The following is a 14,310-nucleotide window of genomic DNA, read 5'->3' as shown; positions in this document are numbered from 1 at the left end:
GGTTAGATCACCGGCTCCCGAATGCACTCCACCCAAGCCGCGCCGCTGTCGGGTACCCGCGGTTGCTTCCACGCCTCGACCGGAAACGACACCATCACCAGCGATTGCATCATGTGCATCAGTGTGCGTGCATCCTCGGGCAGGTCGTCGAGGGGGTACTGCTCGCAATAGGTGATGACATCGTTGAGGAGCGGAAATGCGACATCGTAGAAGTCCTGCATCTCGCTCATGGTGGAGGCCAGCCGCTTTGCGTAGCGCTCGGGTTCGGTTGCCAGGTCCCAATCCAAAAATGGCTCCAGCACCGCGAATTCAGACGGTAACGCCACGGTTGGCAACCTCCTTCTTCCAGCCGGTCACGTAGTCGTCGGTCACCTTGTGCAGGTGACGCAGGAGGATCTCCTGGTCGCACAGCGGAAAGTCGCTCACCACCTTGGTGCCGATCATGGTCTGGGTCGCTTCCAGCGTGTTGGCGTCCTGCAGTGCGTATTCCTTGAAGGTCACCGCCGCCAGTTCCTGCGCCAGGCGCTCCCGAGCATTCTTTGGCGGGACGAAATACAGCGTGCACTCGAAGATGTGCTTGTCCACCGCAGTGGGCCAGTAGTGATAGGTCAGGAACCAGCCGGGTTCCCAGATCAGCAGCATGAAGTTCGGGAAGAAGTGCCAGGCGTCGATGCCCCACTGCCTGACCTTCTTCGGGTTGATTCCCGGCGGCAACTGATCGAGGTTGGCGATGACTTCGGGCTTGTCCCACGGACCGAACAATCCGCTGCGCAGCACCTGGTCCATCGGCTTGACCATGCTCATGTCCGCCGGTGGCGCCTGGCCACCCCAGGTGGAGAGCATCCCGTGCGGACTGGCCAATTCGTAATGCAGTGCCTCGAAGCCGTACTTCATGATCTTGGCGGCTTCTTCCTTGGTGTACTGGCCTTGGTGCAGTACGGGAGCGTGGTAGAACTCGGCGAAGGCGTCGATGAACAACTTCCAGTTGCTGCCGACTTCGGCCCGGTACGAATATGTTTCGGTCATCGCGCCGAAGGGATACCCCTCGATGCCTTTGCCCAGCGGTCCCAGGTAGTCGACCAGCGGCTCGGCGTTCTGGTCAAAGTTGATGAAAATGAAGCCTTCCCAGACTTCGCACCGCACCGGTACCAGGCCGTAGTCGGCCTTGTCGACGTTGAAGAACTCGTCCTCTTGCTGGATGAAGGTGAGATCGCCGTCCAGGCTGTACCGCCAGGCGTGGTATTTGCAGGTGAACTGCCGGCAGGTGCCTGACGTCTCCTCATGTGGAAAGTCGTTCCACACCAACTTGTTTCCGCGGTGACGGCAGACGTTGTGGTACGCCTTGATCGAGCCGTCCTTGGTCTTGACGATGATTACCGACATACCTTTGCCCGCCGACGGCAGCTCTTTGGTGAAGTAGCTGCCGGTGCGAGGCAAGCGGTTTACCCGTCCGACGTTGAGCCAGGTTCGCTTGAAGATCGCCTCGCGCTCGGCTTCGAAGAAGGCCGGGTCGATCGAGTCGGTGTAGTCGACCGGCGCGGTGCCCAGCTCGGGGTAGTTCTCGGTCCAGCTTCCGGCGGCTGGCTTCGGGAAGTGAGCCAATGTACTTACCTTTCTCCTTGCATCTATGCCCCGTGGTCGATGCCGTCTCGCTCGACCTCGACACCAAATGTGTTGAAGGCCATGGCCAGCGTGGTGTAACAACCGACGGTGAAGACGTAGTCCATGAGTTGACGGTGGTCCAGGCGAGCGCCGAGTGCGGCCCAGGTCTGGTCGGAAAGCTCGGACTTTTCGTCCAGTTCGTCGACCCCGGTGATTACGGCACGCTCGAAATCGTCTAAGCGGCCGCCCCACTCCTGGGGGAACCGTACGGCCTCGATTTCTTCGTCGGTGACGCCCAACCGTTTGGCCATGTTCGCGTGATGCGTCCATTCGTAGGCGCACTGGCGCCGGTGGGCGACCCGCAGCACGGCGAGTTCGCGGATCCGGGCCGGCAACGTGGAGTTGAACAGGTGCACGTTGAACCCGAGGAATGCCTTGGCGAGCGCGGGGTGATGGGCGAACGTCGACAACGCATTCCCGGCGCCCCGCGGGTTGCGACGCTCGGGGGGCAGCATGCCGGCGAGTGACTTTTGGACAGCCTCGTCCCACTGGTCGGCAGGCAGCGGCGGCAGGCGCATCCCGGGAGTATCCTCTCAGAATAGAGAATCACATTCTCATTTCTAACCAATAGACTTGCACGAAACGCCTGTTCGGTCAATCCTGACGAGCGCGTCCGCGGGCAGCGAGGCGCGGCGTTGCGGAACAAGAATTAGTTTTTCGGTGCGATGGCGGGCGATTTGCCTAGTCGTTGGGCGTTGGGCGCGGCTGGGAAGGCCGCGGCGCGTACTCTGGATGTTGATTCTCACTTGGCGAGAAGATAGTTTTCACAGTAGAGAGCTATGCGGATGCGGCGGCTCGCCATTACTCGCGCGGGCGCCGCCCGCCCTACGGACTCTCGACGGATTCAACAGGAGAGGGGACGGTCATGAACAAAGAGGACATGATCCTCATCAGCGTCGACGACCACACGGTCGAGCCGCCAAACATGTTCAAGAACCATCTGCCCAAGAAATACATCGACGACGCGCCGCGGTTGGTGCACAACGCCGACGGTTCTGACATGTGGAAGTTCCGCGACACGGTGATACCTAACGTGGCGCTCAACGCCGTCGCCGGCCGGCCCAAGGAGGAATACGGGATCGAGCCCACCGGTCTGGATGAGATTCGGCCGGGCTGCTACAACGTCGACGAGCGGATCAAGGACATGAATGCCGGCGGCATTCTCGCCTCGATCTGCTTTCCGTCCTTCCCGGGCTTCGCCGGGCGTCTGTTCGCCACCGAGGATCCCGACTTCTCGCTGGCTTTGGTGCAGGCCTACAACGACTGGCACATCGAGGAATGGTGCGGCGCGTACCCGGCCCGGTTCATTCCGATGGCGATCCCGGTGATCTGGGACCCCGAGTTGTGCGCCGCCGAGGTACGTCGGGTCGCGAAGAAGGGCGTGCACGCGCTGAGCTTCACCGAAAACCCCGCCGCGATGGGCTATCCCAGCTTCCACAGCCAGCACTGGAAGCCGCTGTGGGAAGCGTTGTGCGACACCAACACCGTGATGAACATCCACATCGGGTCCTCGGGGCGGCTGGCCATCACCGCGCCCGACGCGCCGATGGACGTGATGATCACGTTGCAGCCGATGAACATCGTGCAGGCCGCTGCGGACCTGCTGTGGTCGTGGCCCATCAAGGAGTACCCGGACCTCAAGATCGCGCTCTCCGAGGGCGGGACGGGCTGGATTCCCTACTTCTTGGAGCGCGTCGACCGGACCTACGAGATGCACTCGACCTGGACGAAGCAGAACTTCGGCGGCAAGTTGCCGTCGGAGGTGTTCCGCGACCACTTCCTGACCTGCTTCATCAGCGACAAGGTGGGGGTGTCGCTGCGTAACAGGATCGGCATCGACAACATCTGCTGGGAGGCGGACTACCCGCACAGCGACTCAATGTGGCCGGGCGCTCCCGAAGAGTTGTGGGATGTGCTGTCGGCCAACAATGTGCCCGATGACGAGATCAACAAGATCACCCACCAGAACGCGATGCGCTGGTACTCCTTCGACCCGTTCACGCACATCACGCCGGAGCAGGCGACCGTCGGCGCGTTGCGCAAGGCCGCCGAGGGGCACGACGTGTCCATTCGGTCGCTGAGTCACCACAAGGAGACCCGAGAGGGTTCGTCGTTCGCGGAATTCGCCGCTGCTGCGAAACAGATCACCGGCAATCAGGACTGAGGGCGCCCCAGCGACGTCCGGCGAGCAGACGCAAACTCGTATCAATCGGCCCGCGATCATACGAGTTTGCGTCTGCTCGCGCTAAGAGAAAGTGCGAGGCGGGATGGAATTTGAGCTGACCGAGGATCAGGAACTGATCCGACGGTCCGTGGCCGAGTTGGCGTCGAAGTTCGACGACCACTACTGGATGGAAAAAGACCAGGCGCACGAATTCCCCACCGAGTTCTACCGGGCCATCGCCGACGGCGGCTGGCTCGGGATGACCATCCCGACCGAATACGGCGGCCACGGGCTCGGTATCACCGAGGCCACGATCCTCCTCGAGGAGGTGGCGAAATCCGGTGGCGCGATGAACGCCGCCAGCGCGATTCACCTGTCGATCTTCGGCATGCAACCGGTGGTGGTGCACGGCTCCGAGGAGCTCAAGGCGCGGACGCTGCCACCCGTCGCGCGCGGCGAGGTGCACGTCTGCTTCGGGGTGACCGAGCCCGGTGCCGGCCTGGACACGTCGCGCATCACCACGTTCGCCAAGCGTGATGGTGACCGCTACATCGTCAACGGCCGCAAGGTGTGGATCTCCAAGGCCTTGGAGTCCGACAAGATCCTGTTGCTCACCCGGACCAAGTCCTACGACGAGGTCACCAAGAAGACCGACGGGATGACGCTGTTCCTCACCGATCTTGACCGCAGCCGGGTCGACATCCGCCCGATCCGCAAGATGGGGCGCAACGCCGTCAGCTCCAACGAGCTGTTCATCGACAACCTGGAGATTCCCGTCGAAGACCGAATCGGCGAGGAAGGCAAGGGATTTCATTACATTCTCGACGGCCTGAATCCGGAGCGGATGCTGATCGCGGCCGAGGCCCTCGGGATCGGCAGGGTCGCGTTGGCAAAGGCCGTGAAATACGGCAACGAACGAGAGGTGTTCGGCCGTCCCATCGGGATGAACCAGGGCCTGCAGTTCCCGCTTGCCGACTCGTTGGCGCGCCTGGACGCCGCCGAACTGATGCTGCGCAAGGCCACCTGGCTCTACGACAACGGCAAACCCTGTGGGCGCGAAGCCAATACGGCCAAATATCTGTGTGCCGACGCCGGATTCACCGCGGCGGACCGGGCGTTGCAGACCCACGGTGGCATGGGTTATGCGGAGGAGTATCACGTCACGCGGTACTTCCGCGAGGCGCGGTTGATGAAGATCGCGCCGGTCAGCCAGGAGATGATCCTCAATTTCCTGGGCTCGCACGTGTTGAAACTGCCGCGCAGCTACTAGGTAGTTTGTTAGTCGCCGAAACGTGTGTCGACCGTGTACCGGCGGCCACGCTCGGCGGGGCGTATGAACCATCGATCGGAGCAGATCAATGCGTGAAGCAGTCATCGTAGAGGCCGTCCGCACCCCGGTCGGGAAGCGCAACGGCGGACTATCCGGGTTGCACGCCGCCGACCTGTCCGCGGTCGTCCTCAACGAACTGCTGGACCGCGCCAACATCGGCGTCGAGTTGATCGACGACGTGATCTGGGGCTGCGTGTCGCAGGTGGGCGACCAGTCGAGCAACATCGCTCGGTATGCCGTCCTCGCCGCGGGTTGGCCGGAAAGCATCCCGGGCACCACCGTCAACCGGGCGTGCGGGTCCAGCCAGCAGGCCCTCGACTTCGCGGCACAGGCGGTGATGTCCGGCCAGCAGGACGTCGTGGTGGCCGGCGGCGTCGAAGTCATGAGCCGCGTCCCGCTCGGTTCGGCTAGGTCGACCGGGATGCCATACGGCCCGAAAGTCCTTGCCCGCTACGACGATTTCTCGTTCAACCAGGGTCTGTCGGCCGAGATGATCGCCAAGAAGTGGGGACTCTCGCGCACCCAGCTTGACGAATACTCCGCGTTGTCCCACGAGCGCGCCGCCGCGGCTCAGGACAGCGGCGCCTTCACCGTTCAGATAGTCCCGGTATTTCCCGACGACGTGACGGTCGTCGACGCCGACGAGGGCATCCGACGCGGGACCACCGCGGAGAAGTTGGCCGCGCTGAAGCCCGCGTTCGTCGAGGACGGGGTCATCCACGCGGGAAACTCGTCCCAGATTTCCGACGGCGCCGCCGCTCTGTTGGTCACTACGCCCGAGATGGCGCTCGAGCTGGGTTTGACGCCGATCGTGCGGTACCGAGCGGGCGCGGTCACCGGTGCCGACCCCGTGCTCATGCTCACCGGCCCCATCCCGGCCACGGAAAAGGTGCTGCGCAAGTCCGGGGTTCAGCTCAGCGAGGTTGGCGTCTTCGAGGTAAACGAGGCGTTCGCGCCGGTGCCGCTGGCGTGGCTGGCCGAAACCGGTGCCGACCCTAGCCTGCTCAACCCGTTGGGCGGCGCCATTGCGCTAGGCCACCCGCTGGGCGCTTCGGGTGCGGTGCTCATGACGCGCATGGTGCATCACATGCGAGACAACGGGATTCGCTACGGTCTGCAGACCATGTGTGAGGGCGGGGGCACGGCCAACGCCACGCTGGTCGAGTTGGCGTCTTAAGACGACGTAGGCGCGGACCTCTTGTGGAGGCCCGCAAACCAACCTACTGTGTGTTCAGTAGGTTTTGCAGCCGCCAGCCCAGCCCCTTAGGAGTGCGGTGCCCGACGCACGGCCGTACGACACGCTTCTCGCCAAGGGCGAGGACCGCAAACAGCGGATCCTTGAGGTCGCCCAGCGGTTGTTGTCGCGCAACGGCTGGCGCAGTACGACGCTGGCGCAGATCGCTCGCGAAGCCGGCGTCTCCCCGGCGGGCCTGTTGCATCATTTCGAGTCCAAGGAGCAGTTGCTGCACGCCGTGCTGGACGCGCGCGACCTCGACGACGAGACGCACGCCGACCGGGGCGGCGATCTGATCGGCGAGATCGCCCAGGTTGCCGACCGCTTCAACCGAGCCCCCGAACTGGTGGGCACCTTCACGGTGCTGCTGGTGGAGAACATCGCCCCCGACGCTCCGCTGCACGACCGCTTGGTCACCCGGCAGCGTGACGCGGCCCAGATCGTTGCCGACGGCATCCGTCGCGGTCAGGCCGCCGGCCGTTTTCGCCACGACATAGACCCCGACATCAAGGCTGTGGAAATCCTCGCCTTCATCCACGGAATGGAAATGACATGGTTGCTCGATCCTTCGATCCCGCTGACCGAGGTGTTCAAGGAGTACGCGGAGGCGCTGGCGCGCGACTTCGCCCCCCAGGACACGACGCAGAACACGAGGTAGCGCACGACATGCGATACCGCCTCGACGTCGTCGCGTCCAGCGTGGTCGACGTGGTCGCGTTTGCCGGCGGATGGCTCTTCGACCGGGCGATGGCGGGTTGGGACGTCACGGTGCTGCTCACCGATCATCCCGACGACCGCCCGCTGCACATCCTCGGCGCCAGGACGCTCGACCTGGAGGTCGCGCTGGCCTCGGTGGGCGCCCGTCCCAAGCCGCAGGCACTAGCGGCCGCGGCCGACCTGCTGGGTTCCGATCCGCGGGTGCGTACCGGGGTGTTGCAGGCGCTCGACAATGGCGTCACCGAGGTCACGCTGTGGGGGCAGCGGTGGCCGGCCGAACTCGATGACAGCGTCGGTTTGGTCCAACACCGGTTGAGCATGGCCGCGCAGATGTTCAAGGCTCGGGCGCTGGCCGCCGCGGGAGCGGAGACCGCGGTCGGGCCGAGCGAGACCTTCCGGAGCGGGCTGATGGCGTACCCGTCGGTCGCCGCTGACCTGGTGCCCGCCTAGGCGGCGGGGCCGGTGTGTGCGCCGCCGAAAGTGAATATGGCGACACAGATTCAGCGTGACGCGCCGCATCTTTCACAGTGGGCGGCGGGGCATGCGACCGGGCGCCGCACCCCACGTTTGACGATGCATAGACCGTGTGGAAATCTGATACTCAACCATGAGAGGCTGATTCTCATCAGATGAGATCCGAATGGAGCTTGAGATGGTGAACGACTACGCCGAAATGGACTTCTTCCGCGATAGTCGGCTCGTCCAGGACCCGTATCCCTACTACGAGGCGTTGCGCCAGCAGTGTCCGGTGGCCAAGGAAAACCATCACGGCGTCACCATGATCACCGGCTGGGATGAGGCCTGCGCGGTGTTGAACGATGCCCAAACGTGGTCTTCGTGCATCTCGGTGACCGGGCCATTCCCCGGCTTTCCGGTATCGCTCGAGGGGTTGGGCGACTCGGACATCACCGAACTGATCGAGCAGCATCGCGACGAGTTGCCCTTCAGCGATCAGCTGCCCACCCTGGACCCGCCGACCCACACCAACCACCGGTCCCTGCTGATGCGCCTGATAACGCCCAAGCGCCTCAAGGAGAACGAGGACGCCATGTGGGCGCTCGCCGATCAAGTGCTGGATGAGTTCCTGGCACCGGGAAAGGGCGAGTGGATCAAGGGTTTCGCGGGGCCGTTCACGCTGCTGGTCATCGCCGACCTGCTGGGCGTGCCGATGGAGGACCGCGACAAGTTCGTCAAGGGCATCCGGGAGCACTCAGGCGGCGGCATCGGCGGTACCGGCGACAAAGCGCTGGCGCACAGCCCGCTGGCGTTCCTCTACGGTCTGTTTTCCGACTATGTCCGGGACCGTCGGAGTGCGCCGCGCGACGACGTGCTGACCGGCCTGGCGACCGCCACCTATCCCGACGGCTCGATCCCCGACGTCGAAGACGTGGCACGGGTGGCCAGCAACGTCTTCTCCGCGGGCCAGGAGACCACCGTGCGGCTACTTGGCGCCTCCCTGCAGATCTTGGGTGAACGTCCCGACCTCCAAGCGCAGCTGCGCAGGGACCGCAGCCTGATCCCCAACTTCATCGAGGAGTCGCTGCGCATAGAAAGCCCGGTCAAGGGCGACTTCCGGATGAACCGGGTGCCCGTCAACGTCGGCGGTGTCGACCTGCCGGCCGGCACTACCGTCATGGTGGTGCAGGCCGCGGCCAACCGGGATCCGCGCCGGTTCGAAGAACCCGCCACGTTCGACCCGGGACGCAAGAACGCCCGTCAGCACATTTCGTTCGGACGGGGCATCCACAGTTGCCCCGGCGCCCCGTTGGCGCGCGCGGAAACCAGGGTGGCAATCGAACGGCTACTCGACCGAACCTCCGACATCAGGATCGATGAGACGGTACACGGCCCGGCCAATGACCGCCGCTACCAATATGTTCCGACCTACATACTGCGCGGGCTCACCGAATTGCACCTGGAGTTCACACCGGCATGAAGGTGCGGGTTGACGATGGGGTCTGTCGCGGGCACGGCATGTGCCTGACACTGTGCCCGGAGGTCTTCAACCTGACCGATGACGGCTACGCGGAGGCGATAACTTCCGAGGTGCCAACGGAATTGGAGGAGGCCACCCGCGAGGCCATCGCGTGCTGTCCGGAGCAAGCCATCAAGGAGACCTGACCTTTTCTCCGTGCTGAGCAGACGCAAAATCGCCTAAAAAACAACGATTTTGGGCAACTTTACGTCTGCTCGCGGGGAAGGGTTCTACTCCTGAATGGAGATGGCCTGCCGGGGGCATTGCCGCACGGCATCGCGCACGAGTTCCTCGTTCTCCGGGGTCACTTCGGGCTGAAGCACGTGCAGCATGTCTTGGTCGTCGAGGAGGAAGACTTCGGGGATGATGCCCATGCACACCCCGTTGCTTTCGCAGAGGTCCCAGTCGACTTCAATTTTCATCGCAATACCTACCGAATAACTTTGACGGGTACGTTTTTCCAGCCTGCCACGTTCTGCATCTGCACGCGGGTGCAGTTCTCCCAGTCCACCTCGTAGCGCGGCATGAAGTCCAGTAGCTTCTCCAAGGCGATCGCGCTTTCCATGCGAGCCAGTGCGGCGCCGAGGCAGCTGTGGATCCCGTAACCGAAGCTGAGGTTCAGGGCCTCGTGTCGGTCGCGGTCGATGTCGAATTGGTCGGGATTCGTCCAGGCGGCGGGGTCACGGTTGGCCGCGCCGTTGATCAGGAACACCGGTTTCATGGCGGGAATCGTCACACCATGCAGCTCGAATTCTCTCGTCGAGCACCGAACCTGGTACTGGGAGGGGGCCTCGTATCTGAGTAACTCTTCGACCGCGGCGGGGATCTTGCTGCGGTCTTCGAGCAGCTTCTGCCACTGGTCGGGGAACCGTGCGAACACCACCGGTGCGTTGCCGACCAGCTTGGTGACGGTCTCGGCGCCGGCGCCGCCCAATAGCGTTGCGAAGCCGGCTATCTCAATGTCGTCCAGTTTGGTCATCTGGCCGTCTTCGCGTTCGATCTCGGCGTTGATCAGCTTGGTGAACAGGTCGTCGCGCGGTTCGGCGCGGCGCTGCTGCAGGAGCTCGTAGTACAGCATCCAGGTCTCGATGTTGGCCTGCATGCCGCGCTCGCCGGTCTCGACCTGTCCGGGCTCGCGGTGCAGCGACTCGTCGATGAGGTACCGCACTCGCTGGGCATGCTCCTCGGGGACGCCCAGCATCGTCGTGATCACCTCGACGGGGAACGGACCGGAGAAGTCCTGCACCACATCGAATCGGTCGGGATCGACCTTGCTGAGGTACTTGTCGATCTTTTCGCCCACCATCTCTCGCTGGGCTTGAATGGCGCGCGGGGTGAAGACTTTGTTGAGCAGACTGCGCATGTGCCGGTGGTCGGGCGGATCCATGAAGATGATCGACTTCTGCTCCGGCGGCTTCCCAGTGCGCACCATCGACAAGTCGATGCCGTATGCGGAGGAGAACAGTTCGAAGTTCTTCAGTCCCGCAGCGACGTCCGCATGCCGGGTCAGCGCGTAGAAGTCGTACTCCTCGCTGTAGTAGACCGGCGCCTCTTCCTGCATCCGCTTGTACGTGTCCCATGCCCCGTTGAAGAAGTCTTCAGAAAACGGGTCGAAGACGACCTTGGCTGTCGTCACTGCAACCTCCTCGACGTTGAGTTGGGAGCCGGAATACCTACAGCTGAATCACTGACTGTAACGCTAACGGTAGCGGTGTCGGGGCGCACCGCAAATGATCCGACCGTCGCGCCGGTGTTCATCGCGGATACTCCATGAGCGCCAGCGCGGCATCGGCCGCATCGAGCACGACTCCCGCCCGGGCGGCGGCCTCGTCGGCCAGGTCGGCGATGAGCCGGACGTCCTTCTGCAGCAGCCCGCCGGCGAGTCCGGCCATCCGGTCCAGATTGTCGGTGCCGCCAATGGTGTTGAGCGCAAAACTGTTACCGCTGCTGCGGGCAAAGACCTCGGTGAGCCGCCCGGGTGCGACGCCCAAGGCCCTGGCCAGCGAGAGTGCGGTGGCCGCGGTGCCCAGATTGGCGGTGAACAGCAGGTTGTTGAGCAGCTTGGCGGTTTGCCCGGAACCCAGCTCGCCGAGGTGAACCACCGCGTTGGCGTAGGACTCGAAGACGGGGCGGCAGCGTTGCACAACGTCGGCATCGCCCCCGGCCATCACCAGCAGGCGGCCCTTCGCCGCGGCCGGACCACCGCCGCTGACCGGAGCGTCGATGACCGAAACACCCTGTAATGCAGCCCTCTTGGCCAACTCACGACAAGTTTGCGGATGCACGGTGCTGTGCACCGCGATAATGCCGCCGTGCGCCAGTCCGGCCAACACCCTGCCACCGATCTCCTCGACGTCGGCGTCATTGACAACGCACACGCAAACCAGATCGCTGGCGGCGGCGAGGTCCGCCGGTGACTCGGCGGCCTGCGCCGGGGTATCGGCGAATGGCTCGAGGGTTTCGGGCCTGCGGGCCCACAGCGTGGTCGGGAAACCGGCGTCGATGATCCGCCGTGCCATTGGGGCGCCCTGGCTGCCCAAGCCGATGAATCCGACGCGCATCAACCGGCCTCCGCGGCGTCACCCGACGAACGCGCCGCCACGCATTGGTCCACGAACGCGAACACCTTGCGGTGGTAGTCCGCGGCGTTGAGGCCGAGGCTGAGATTATGCCCGGCATCGGGCTGCGTGTTGGCGGTGAAAAGTGGTGCTTGGGTGAACATTTCGGCGATTTCGGACAGATTCTCGTCGTCGCTGCGGTACACCCGGTCGTGCTCGCCCAGGGTGAATCGCACCGGGACCCGAACCGACGGCGCCAGTTCAGGGAAGTAGGTGTGCGGCCAGTTCAGTGCCACATCCCGTTCGTAGGGCGGTGATGCCGACGAGTTGGTGATGCCGCGCAGAATGTCGGGCGGGTAGAGCCGCATCGGCTCCCACAGCAACTCCCGCGTACCGGGCGGACGCTCCTTGATCGCAGCAGCTTTCATGATTTCTTTGGCGGCGTCGTGATAGCGCCGCCCGGTGCCGCCGAGTTCCAGGCCCAACAGGGCGGGCCCGCGCTGCTCGTCGGCCGCCATCCGCGTCGCAAGTTCGCAACCGCCCGAATGGCCCAGCAAGAACAACCCCGCACCGCGTGGCCGCTGCCCCAGAATGCGGTCGACGGCGCCATAGGCGAGGTCGACGCGTTGCTGCGGCGTTTGCACGGCCTCCGGGTAAGGCGCCGAGCTACCGTGGCCCGGTCTGTCGAGGGCGATCACCGTGAACCCCAGCGTGGGACCCATTCGCAGCAAAGACAATTCGGGATGCCCGGGGCAGTCGAAGTAGACGGCGGTGGTGCCGCCGCCATGGATGGCCACGACGACCGCTTTCGGGCTTTCGGCCTCGGTGATGACGCCGGACATCGGGACGCCGTCGGCGATGACGACCCGCGGGCGGGGCGGGCTGCTCATTGGTCGGCTCGCAGCAGGATCACGCCGCTCGGAGTCAACCCGCCGCTGCTGACCACACCGACGCGGGCGCCGGCGACCTGGCGCGCACCGGCCTCCCCGCGCAGTTGGGTGACGGCCTCGTGTACCAGGCCCATGCCGTGGGTGCGGCCGTGCGACAGCTGCCCGCCGTGGGTATTGAGCGGCAGCACGCCGTCACGGGCAATGTTCTTGCCGCCGTCCAGAAAGTCTTTGGCCTCACCGATACCGCAGAACCCGAGTGCCTCGATCCAGGACAGGCAGTTCATGGTGAACCCGTCGTAGAGCTCCGCGACATCGACGTCGGCGGGCCGCAGCGAGGTGCGGGTCCACACGTGCGCGGCCTGGCCGAGCACCTGGGGCTCGTGGGTCAGTGTGCTCTGGTCCCAGTCGATGCGTTCGATGATCTGCGTCCCGACCGCCTCCACCAGCACGGGCGGTTTGGCGAGATCGCGTGCGGCGTCAACGGCCGAGACGATCACGGCGATCGCACCGTCACACGGAACGTCGCAGTCGTAGAGGCCGAACGGCGTGGTGATCGGCCGCGCGTTGAGGTAGTCCTCCATCGTCATCGGCGACTGGTAGACCGCGGTCGGGTTGAGCTCGGCATTGGCACGTTGGTTCAGCGCGATCCAGCCAAGCGTCTCTTTCGTTGTGCCGTAACGGTGGAAGTGCCGCTGGGCATTGATCGCCAGGGTGTGTGCGGCCGAGGTGGCGCCGAACGGATACTGCCAGCTGTCGGTGCGGCCCCCACCGAATGGTGGGGTGATCTTGCCCTGCTTCATCAGCTCGTTGAAGGTCGCTTCCCACAGGGTTCGGAAGCACAACACATGACGGGCCAGGCCGCTTGCGACCGCGAGCATTGCGGCGATCACCGAGCCGCCGGGCCCGAAGGTCTCCATGCCGCCGTTGTGCCACGCCGGCCGGATACCCAACGCCGCCTCGAGCGCGGTAACCCCGCCTTCGGCGAACCCGCCGAGGTTGCCGCCTCCGGGGTACGTGGACAGGCCGTCGATGTCGTCCAACGTCAGCCCGGCATCGGCGACAGCGGCTTCGCAGGCCTGGACCGTCAGGGACAGCGGCGGCACCATCAATCGGCGACCTATCGGCGACATGCCGATGCCGGTGATCGCGACCTTGTCCTCGAACTTCTCCGTCGTGAGCATGGGGCGCACGTACTCGCCGAAGCGCTCCGGGGCGATCTCGTCGACCGGCAACGGGCCGGGCTCCTCGTCCGCCGTTGGCCGAAACAGTGGCAGCCAGACGTCCTCGACCTGCTCGAAGACGACCTCCAATGGTTGGCCGATTTCCAGTTGGTCGGGATCGCTGTCGACGATGTTGGTGGTCAGCCGAACCCGGGGATCCTCGACGATCGCCACCTGCGCGACGACGTAGGGGGCCGGCAGCGCCGGCAGGCTGAACCGGTGGTTCACGGTGAACCCGGACAGCGTCGCCTTCCCCGACACCGCTCGTACGCCGATGTCCCGGGAACGGCAGTAGCGGCACACCGGGGCGGGCGGATGGATCAGCGACGCACAAGCCCGGCACTCCTGAAATTTGAGCGTGCCGTCGGCTCCCGAAGTCCAAAAGAATTCGTTCTGGTCGGTGATAAGGGGCAGCGGGCGTCCGGGGTTCGCCGACACGTCACCTCCGCGGGCTGGGGTGGTAGGACCGTTATGCGAAACTGAGAATTACGTTATCACCCGTCAAGTGGCGTGTACCAGGCAGCGCCGCGGCGTGGCCGTGCTCCGGCCGCTCGTCCTTT

The 14,310-nt window shown here is 64.5% G+C and carries 15 protein-coding genes; 7 read left to right on the top strand and 8 right to left on the bottom strand.

The annotated features are described in order from the left end of the window. Nucleotides 1–2: 2 nt before the first annotated feature. The 3 genes from G6N68_RS23740 to G6N68_RS23730 are packed head-to-tail and all read right to left on the bottom strand — an operon-like array spanning nucleotide 3 to nucleotide 2,180. Nucleotides 3–326, bottom strand: coding sequence for a hypothetical protein (locus G6N68_RS23740; RefSeq protein WP_163717553.1), 324 nt, complete (start codon nucleotides 324–326; stop codon nucleotides 3–5). Beyond that, a complete protein-coding gene (locus G6N68_RS23735; RefSeq protein WP_163717551.1) occupies nucleotides 310–1,602 on the bottom strand; it encodes an aromatic ring-hydroxylating oxygenase subunit alpha in 1,293 nt (430 codons plus the stop codon). The genes G6N68_RS23740 and G6N68_RS23735 overlap by 17 nt, the downstream gene beginning before the upstream one ends. Nucleotides 1,603–1,625: 23 nt before the next feature. After that, nucleotides 1,626–2,180 carry a carboxymuconolactone decarboxylase family protein gene (locus G6N68_RS23730; protein WP_163717549.1) on the bottom strand — a complete coding sequence of 185 codons (555 nt, stop codon included), beginning with the start codon at nucleotides 2,178–2,180 and terminating at the stop codon, nucleotides 1,626–1,628. 347 nt (nucleotides 2,181–2,527) lie between these two features. On the opposite strand from G6N68_RS23730, the gene G6N68_RS23725 reads away from it, so the two are divergent. The 7 genes from G6N68_RS23725 (at nucleotide 2,528) to G6N68_RS23695 (ending at nucleotide 9,228) form a co-directional block, all read left to right on the top strand. Further along, entirely contained in the window at nucleotides 2,528–3,826 is a 1,299-nt protein-coding gene (locus G6N68_RS23725) for an amidohydrolase family protein (protein WP_163717547.1), read from the top strand. A 103-nt stretch (nucleotides 3,827–3,929) separates the two neighbouring features. Then, nucleotides 3,930–5,096 carry an acyl-CoA dehydrogenase family protein gene (locus G6N68_RS23720; protein WP_163717545.1) on the top strand — a complete coding sequence of 389 codons (1,167 nt, stop codon included), beginning with the start codon at nucleotides 3,930–3,932 and terminating at the stop codon, nucleotides 5,094–5,096. Between the two features lie 88 nt (nucleotides 5,097–5,184). Continuing rightward, entirely contained in the window at nucleotides 5,185–6,333 is a 1,149-nt protein-coding gene (locus tag G6N68_RS23715) for a thiolase family protein (RefSeq protein ID WP_163717543.1), read from the top strand. 97 nt (nucleotides 6,334–6,430) lie between these two features. Then, the gene (locus G6N68_RS23710) at nucleotides 6,431–7,048 is read left to right on the top strand and encodes a TetR/AcrR family transcriptional regulator (RefSeq protein WP_163717541.1); all 618 of its coding nucleotides are present in this window, start codon (nucleotides 6,431–6,433) and stop codon (nucleotides 7,046–7,048) included. 8 nt (nucleotides 7,049–7,056) lie between these two features. Beyond that, nucleotides 7,057–7,557 (top strand): hypothetical protein, encoded by a 501-nt coding sequence (locus G6N68_RS23705; RefSeq protein ID WP_163717539.1) that lies wholly within the window; start codon nucleotides 7,057–7,059, stop codon nucleotides 7,555–7,557. 202 nt (nucleotides 7,558–7,759) lie between these two features. Next, nucleotides 7,760–9,043 (top strand): cytochrome P450, encoded by a 1,284-nt coding sequence (locus G6N68_RS23700; RefSeq protein ID WP_163718901.1) that lies wholly within the window; start codon nucleotides 7,760–7,762, stop codon nucleotides 9,041–9,043. Beyond that, complete coding sequence (locus G6N68_RS23695; RefSeq protein WP_163717537.1) at nucleotides 9,040–9,228, top strand: ferredoxin; 189 nt, start codon at nucleotides 9,040–9,042, stop codon at nucleotides 9,226–9,228. The genes G6N68_RS23700 and G6N68_RS23695 overlap by 4 nt, the downstream gene beginning before the upstream one ends. An 84-nt stretch (nucleotides 9,229–9,312) precedes the next feature. Here the strand turns inward: G6N68_RS23695 and G6N68_RS23690 are convergent, their stop codons facing one another. The 5 genes from G6N68_RS23690 to G6N68_RS23670 all read right to left on the bottom strand — a co-directional run bounded on the left by G6N68_RS23690 (nucleotide 9,313) and on the right by G6N68_RS23670 (nucleotide 14,188). Beyond that, complete coding sequence (locus tag G6N68_RS23690; protein ID WP_069418100.1) at nucleotides 9,313–9,504, bottom strand: ferredoxin; 192 nt, start codon at nucleotides 9,502–9,504, stop codon at nucleotides 9,313–9,315. Between the two features lie 8 nt (nucleotides 9,505–9,512). Then, nucleotides 9,513–10,718: a cytochrome P450 gene (locus G6N68_RS23685; RefSeq protein ID WP_163717535.1), complete on the bottom strand. Its 1,206-nt coding sequence runs from the start codon at nucleotides 10,716–10,718 to the stop codon at nucleotides 9,513–9,515. A 118-nt stretch (nucleotides 10,719–10,836) separates the two neighbouring features. Continuing rightward, nucleotides 10,837–11,643, bottom strand: a complete 807-nt coding sequence (locus G6N68_RS23680; protein ID WP_163717533.1) for an NAD(P)-dependent oxidoreductase — start codon at nucleotides 11,641–11,643, stop codon at nucleotides 10,837–10,839. Further along, nucleotides 11,643–12,530, bottom strand: a complete 888-nt coding sequence (locus G6N68_RS23675; protein WP_163717531.1) for an alpha/beta hydrolase — start codon at nucleotides 12,528–12,530, stop codon at nucleotides 11,643–11,645. The genes G6N68_RS23680 and G6N68_RS23675 overlap by 1 nt, the downstream gene beginning before the upstream one ends. Then, nucleotides 12,527–14,188 carry a thiolase C-terminal domain-containing protein gene (locus G6N68_RS23670; protein WP_163717529.1) on the bottom strand — a complete coding sequence of 554 codons (1,662 nt, stop codon included), beginning with the start codon at nucleotides 14,186–14,188 and terminating at the stop codon, nucleotides 12,527–12,529. The genes G6N68_RS23675 and G6N68_RS23670 overlap by 4 nt, the downstream gene beginning before the upstream one ends. Nucleotides 14,189–14,310 lie beyond the last annotated feature (122 nt).

Source organism: Mycobacterium bourgelatii, assembly GCF_010723575.1.
Lineage (GTDB): Bacteria > Actinomycetota > Actinomycetes > Mycobacteriales > Mycobacteriaceae > Mycobacterium > Mycobacterium bourgelatii.
The sequence above is the reverse complement of the archived record's forward strand: the minus strand, read 5'-3'. Positions and strand labels throughout refer to the sequence as shown.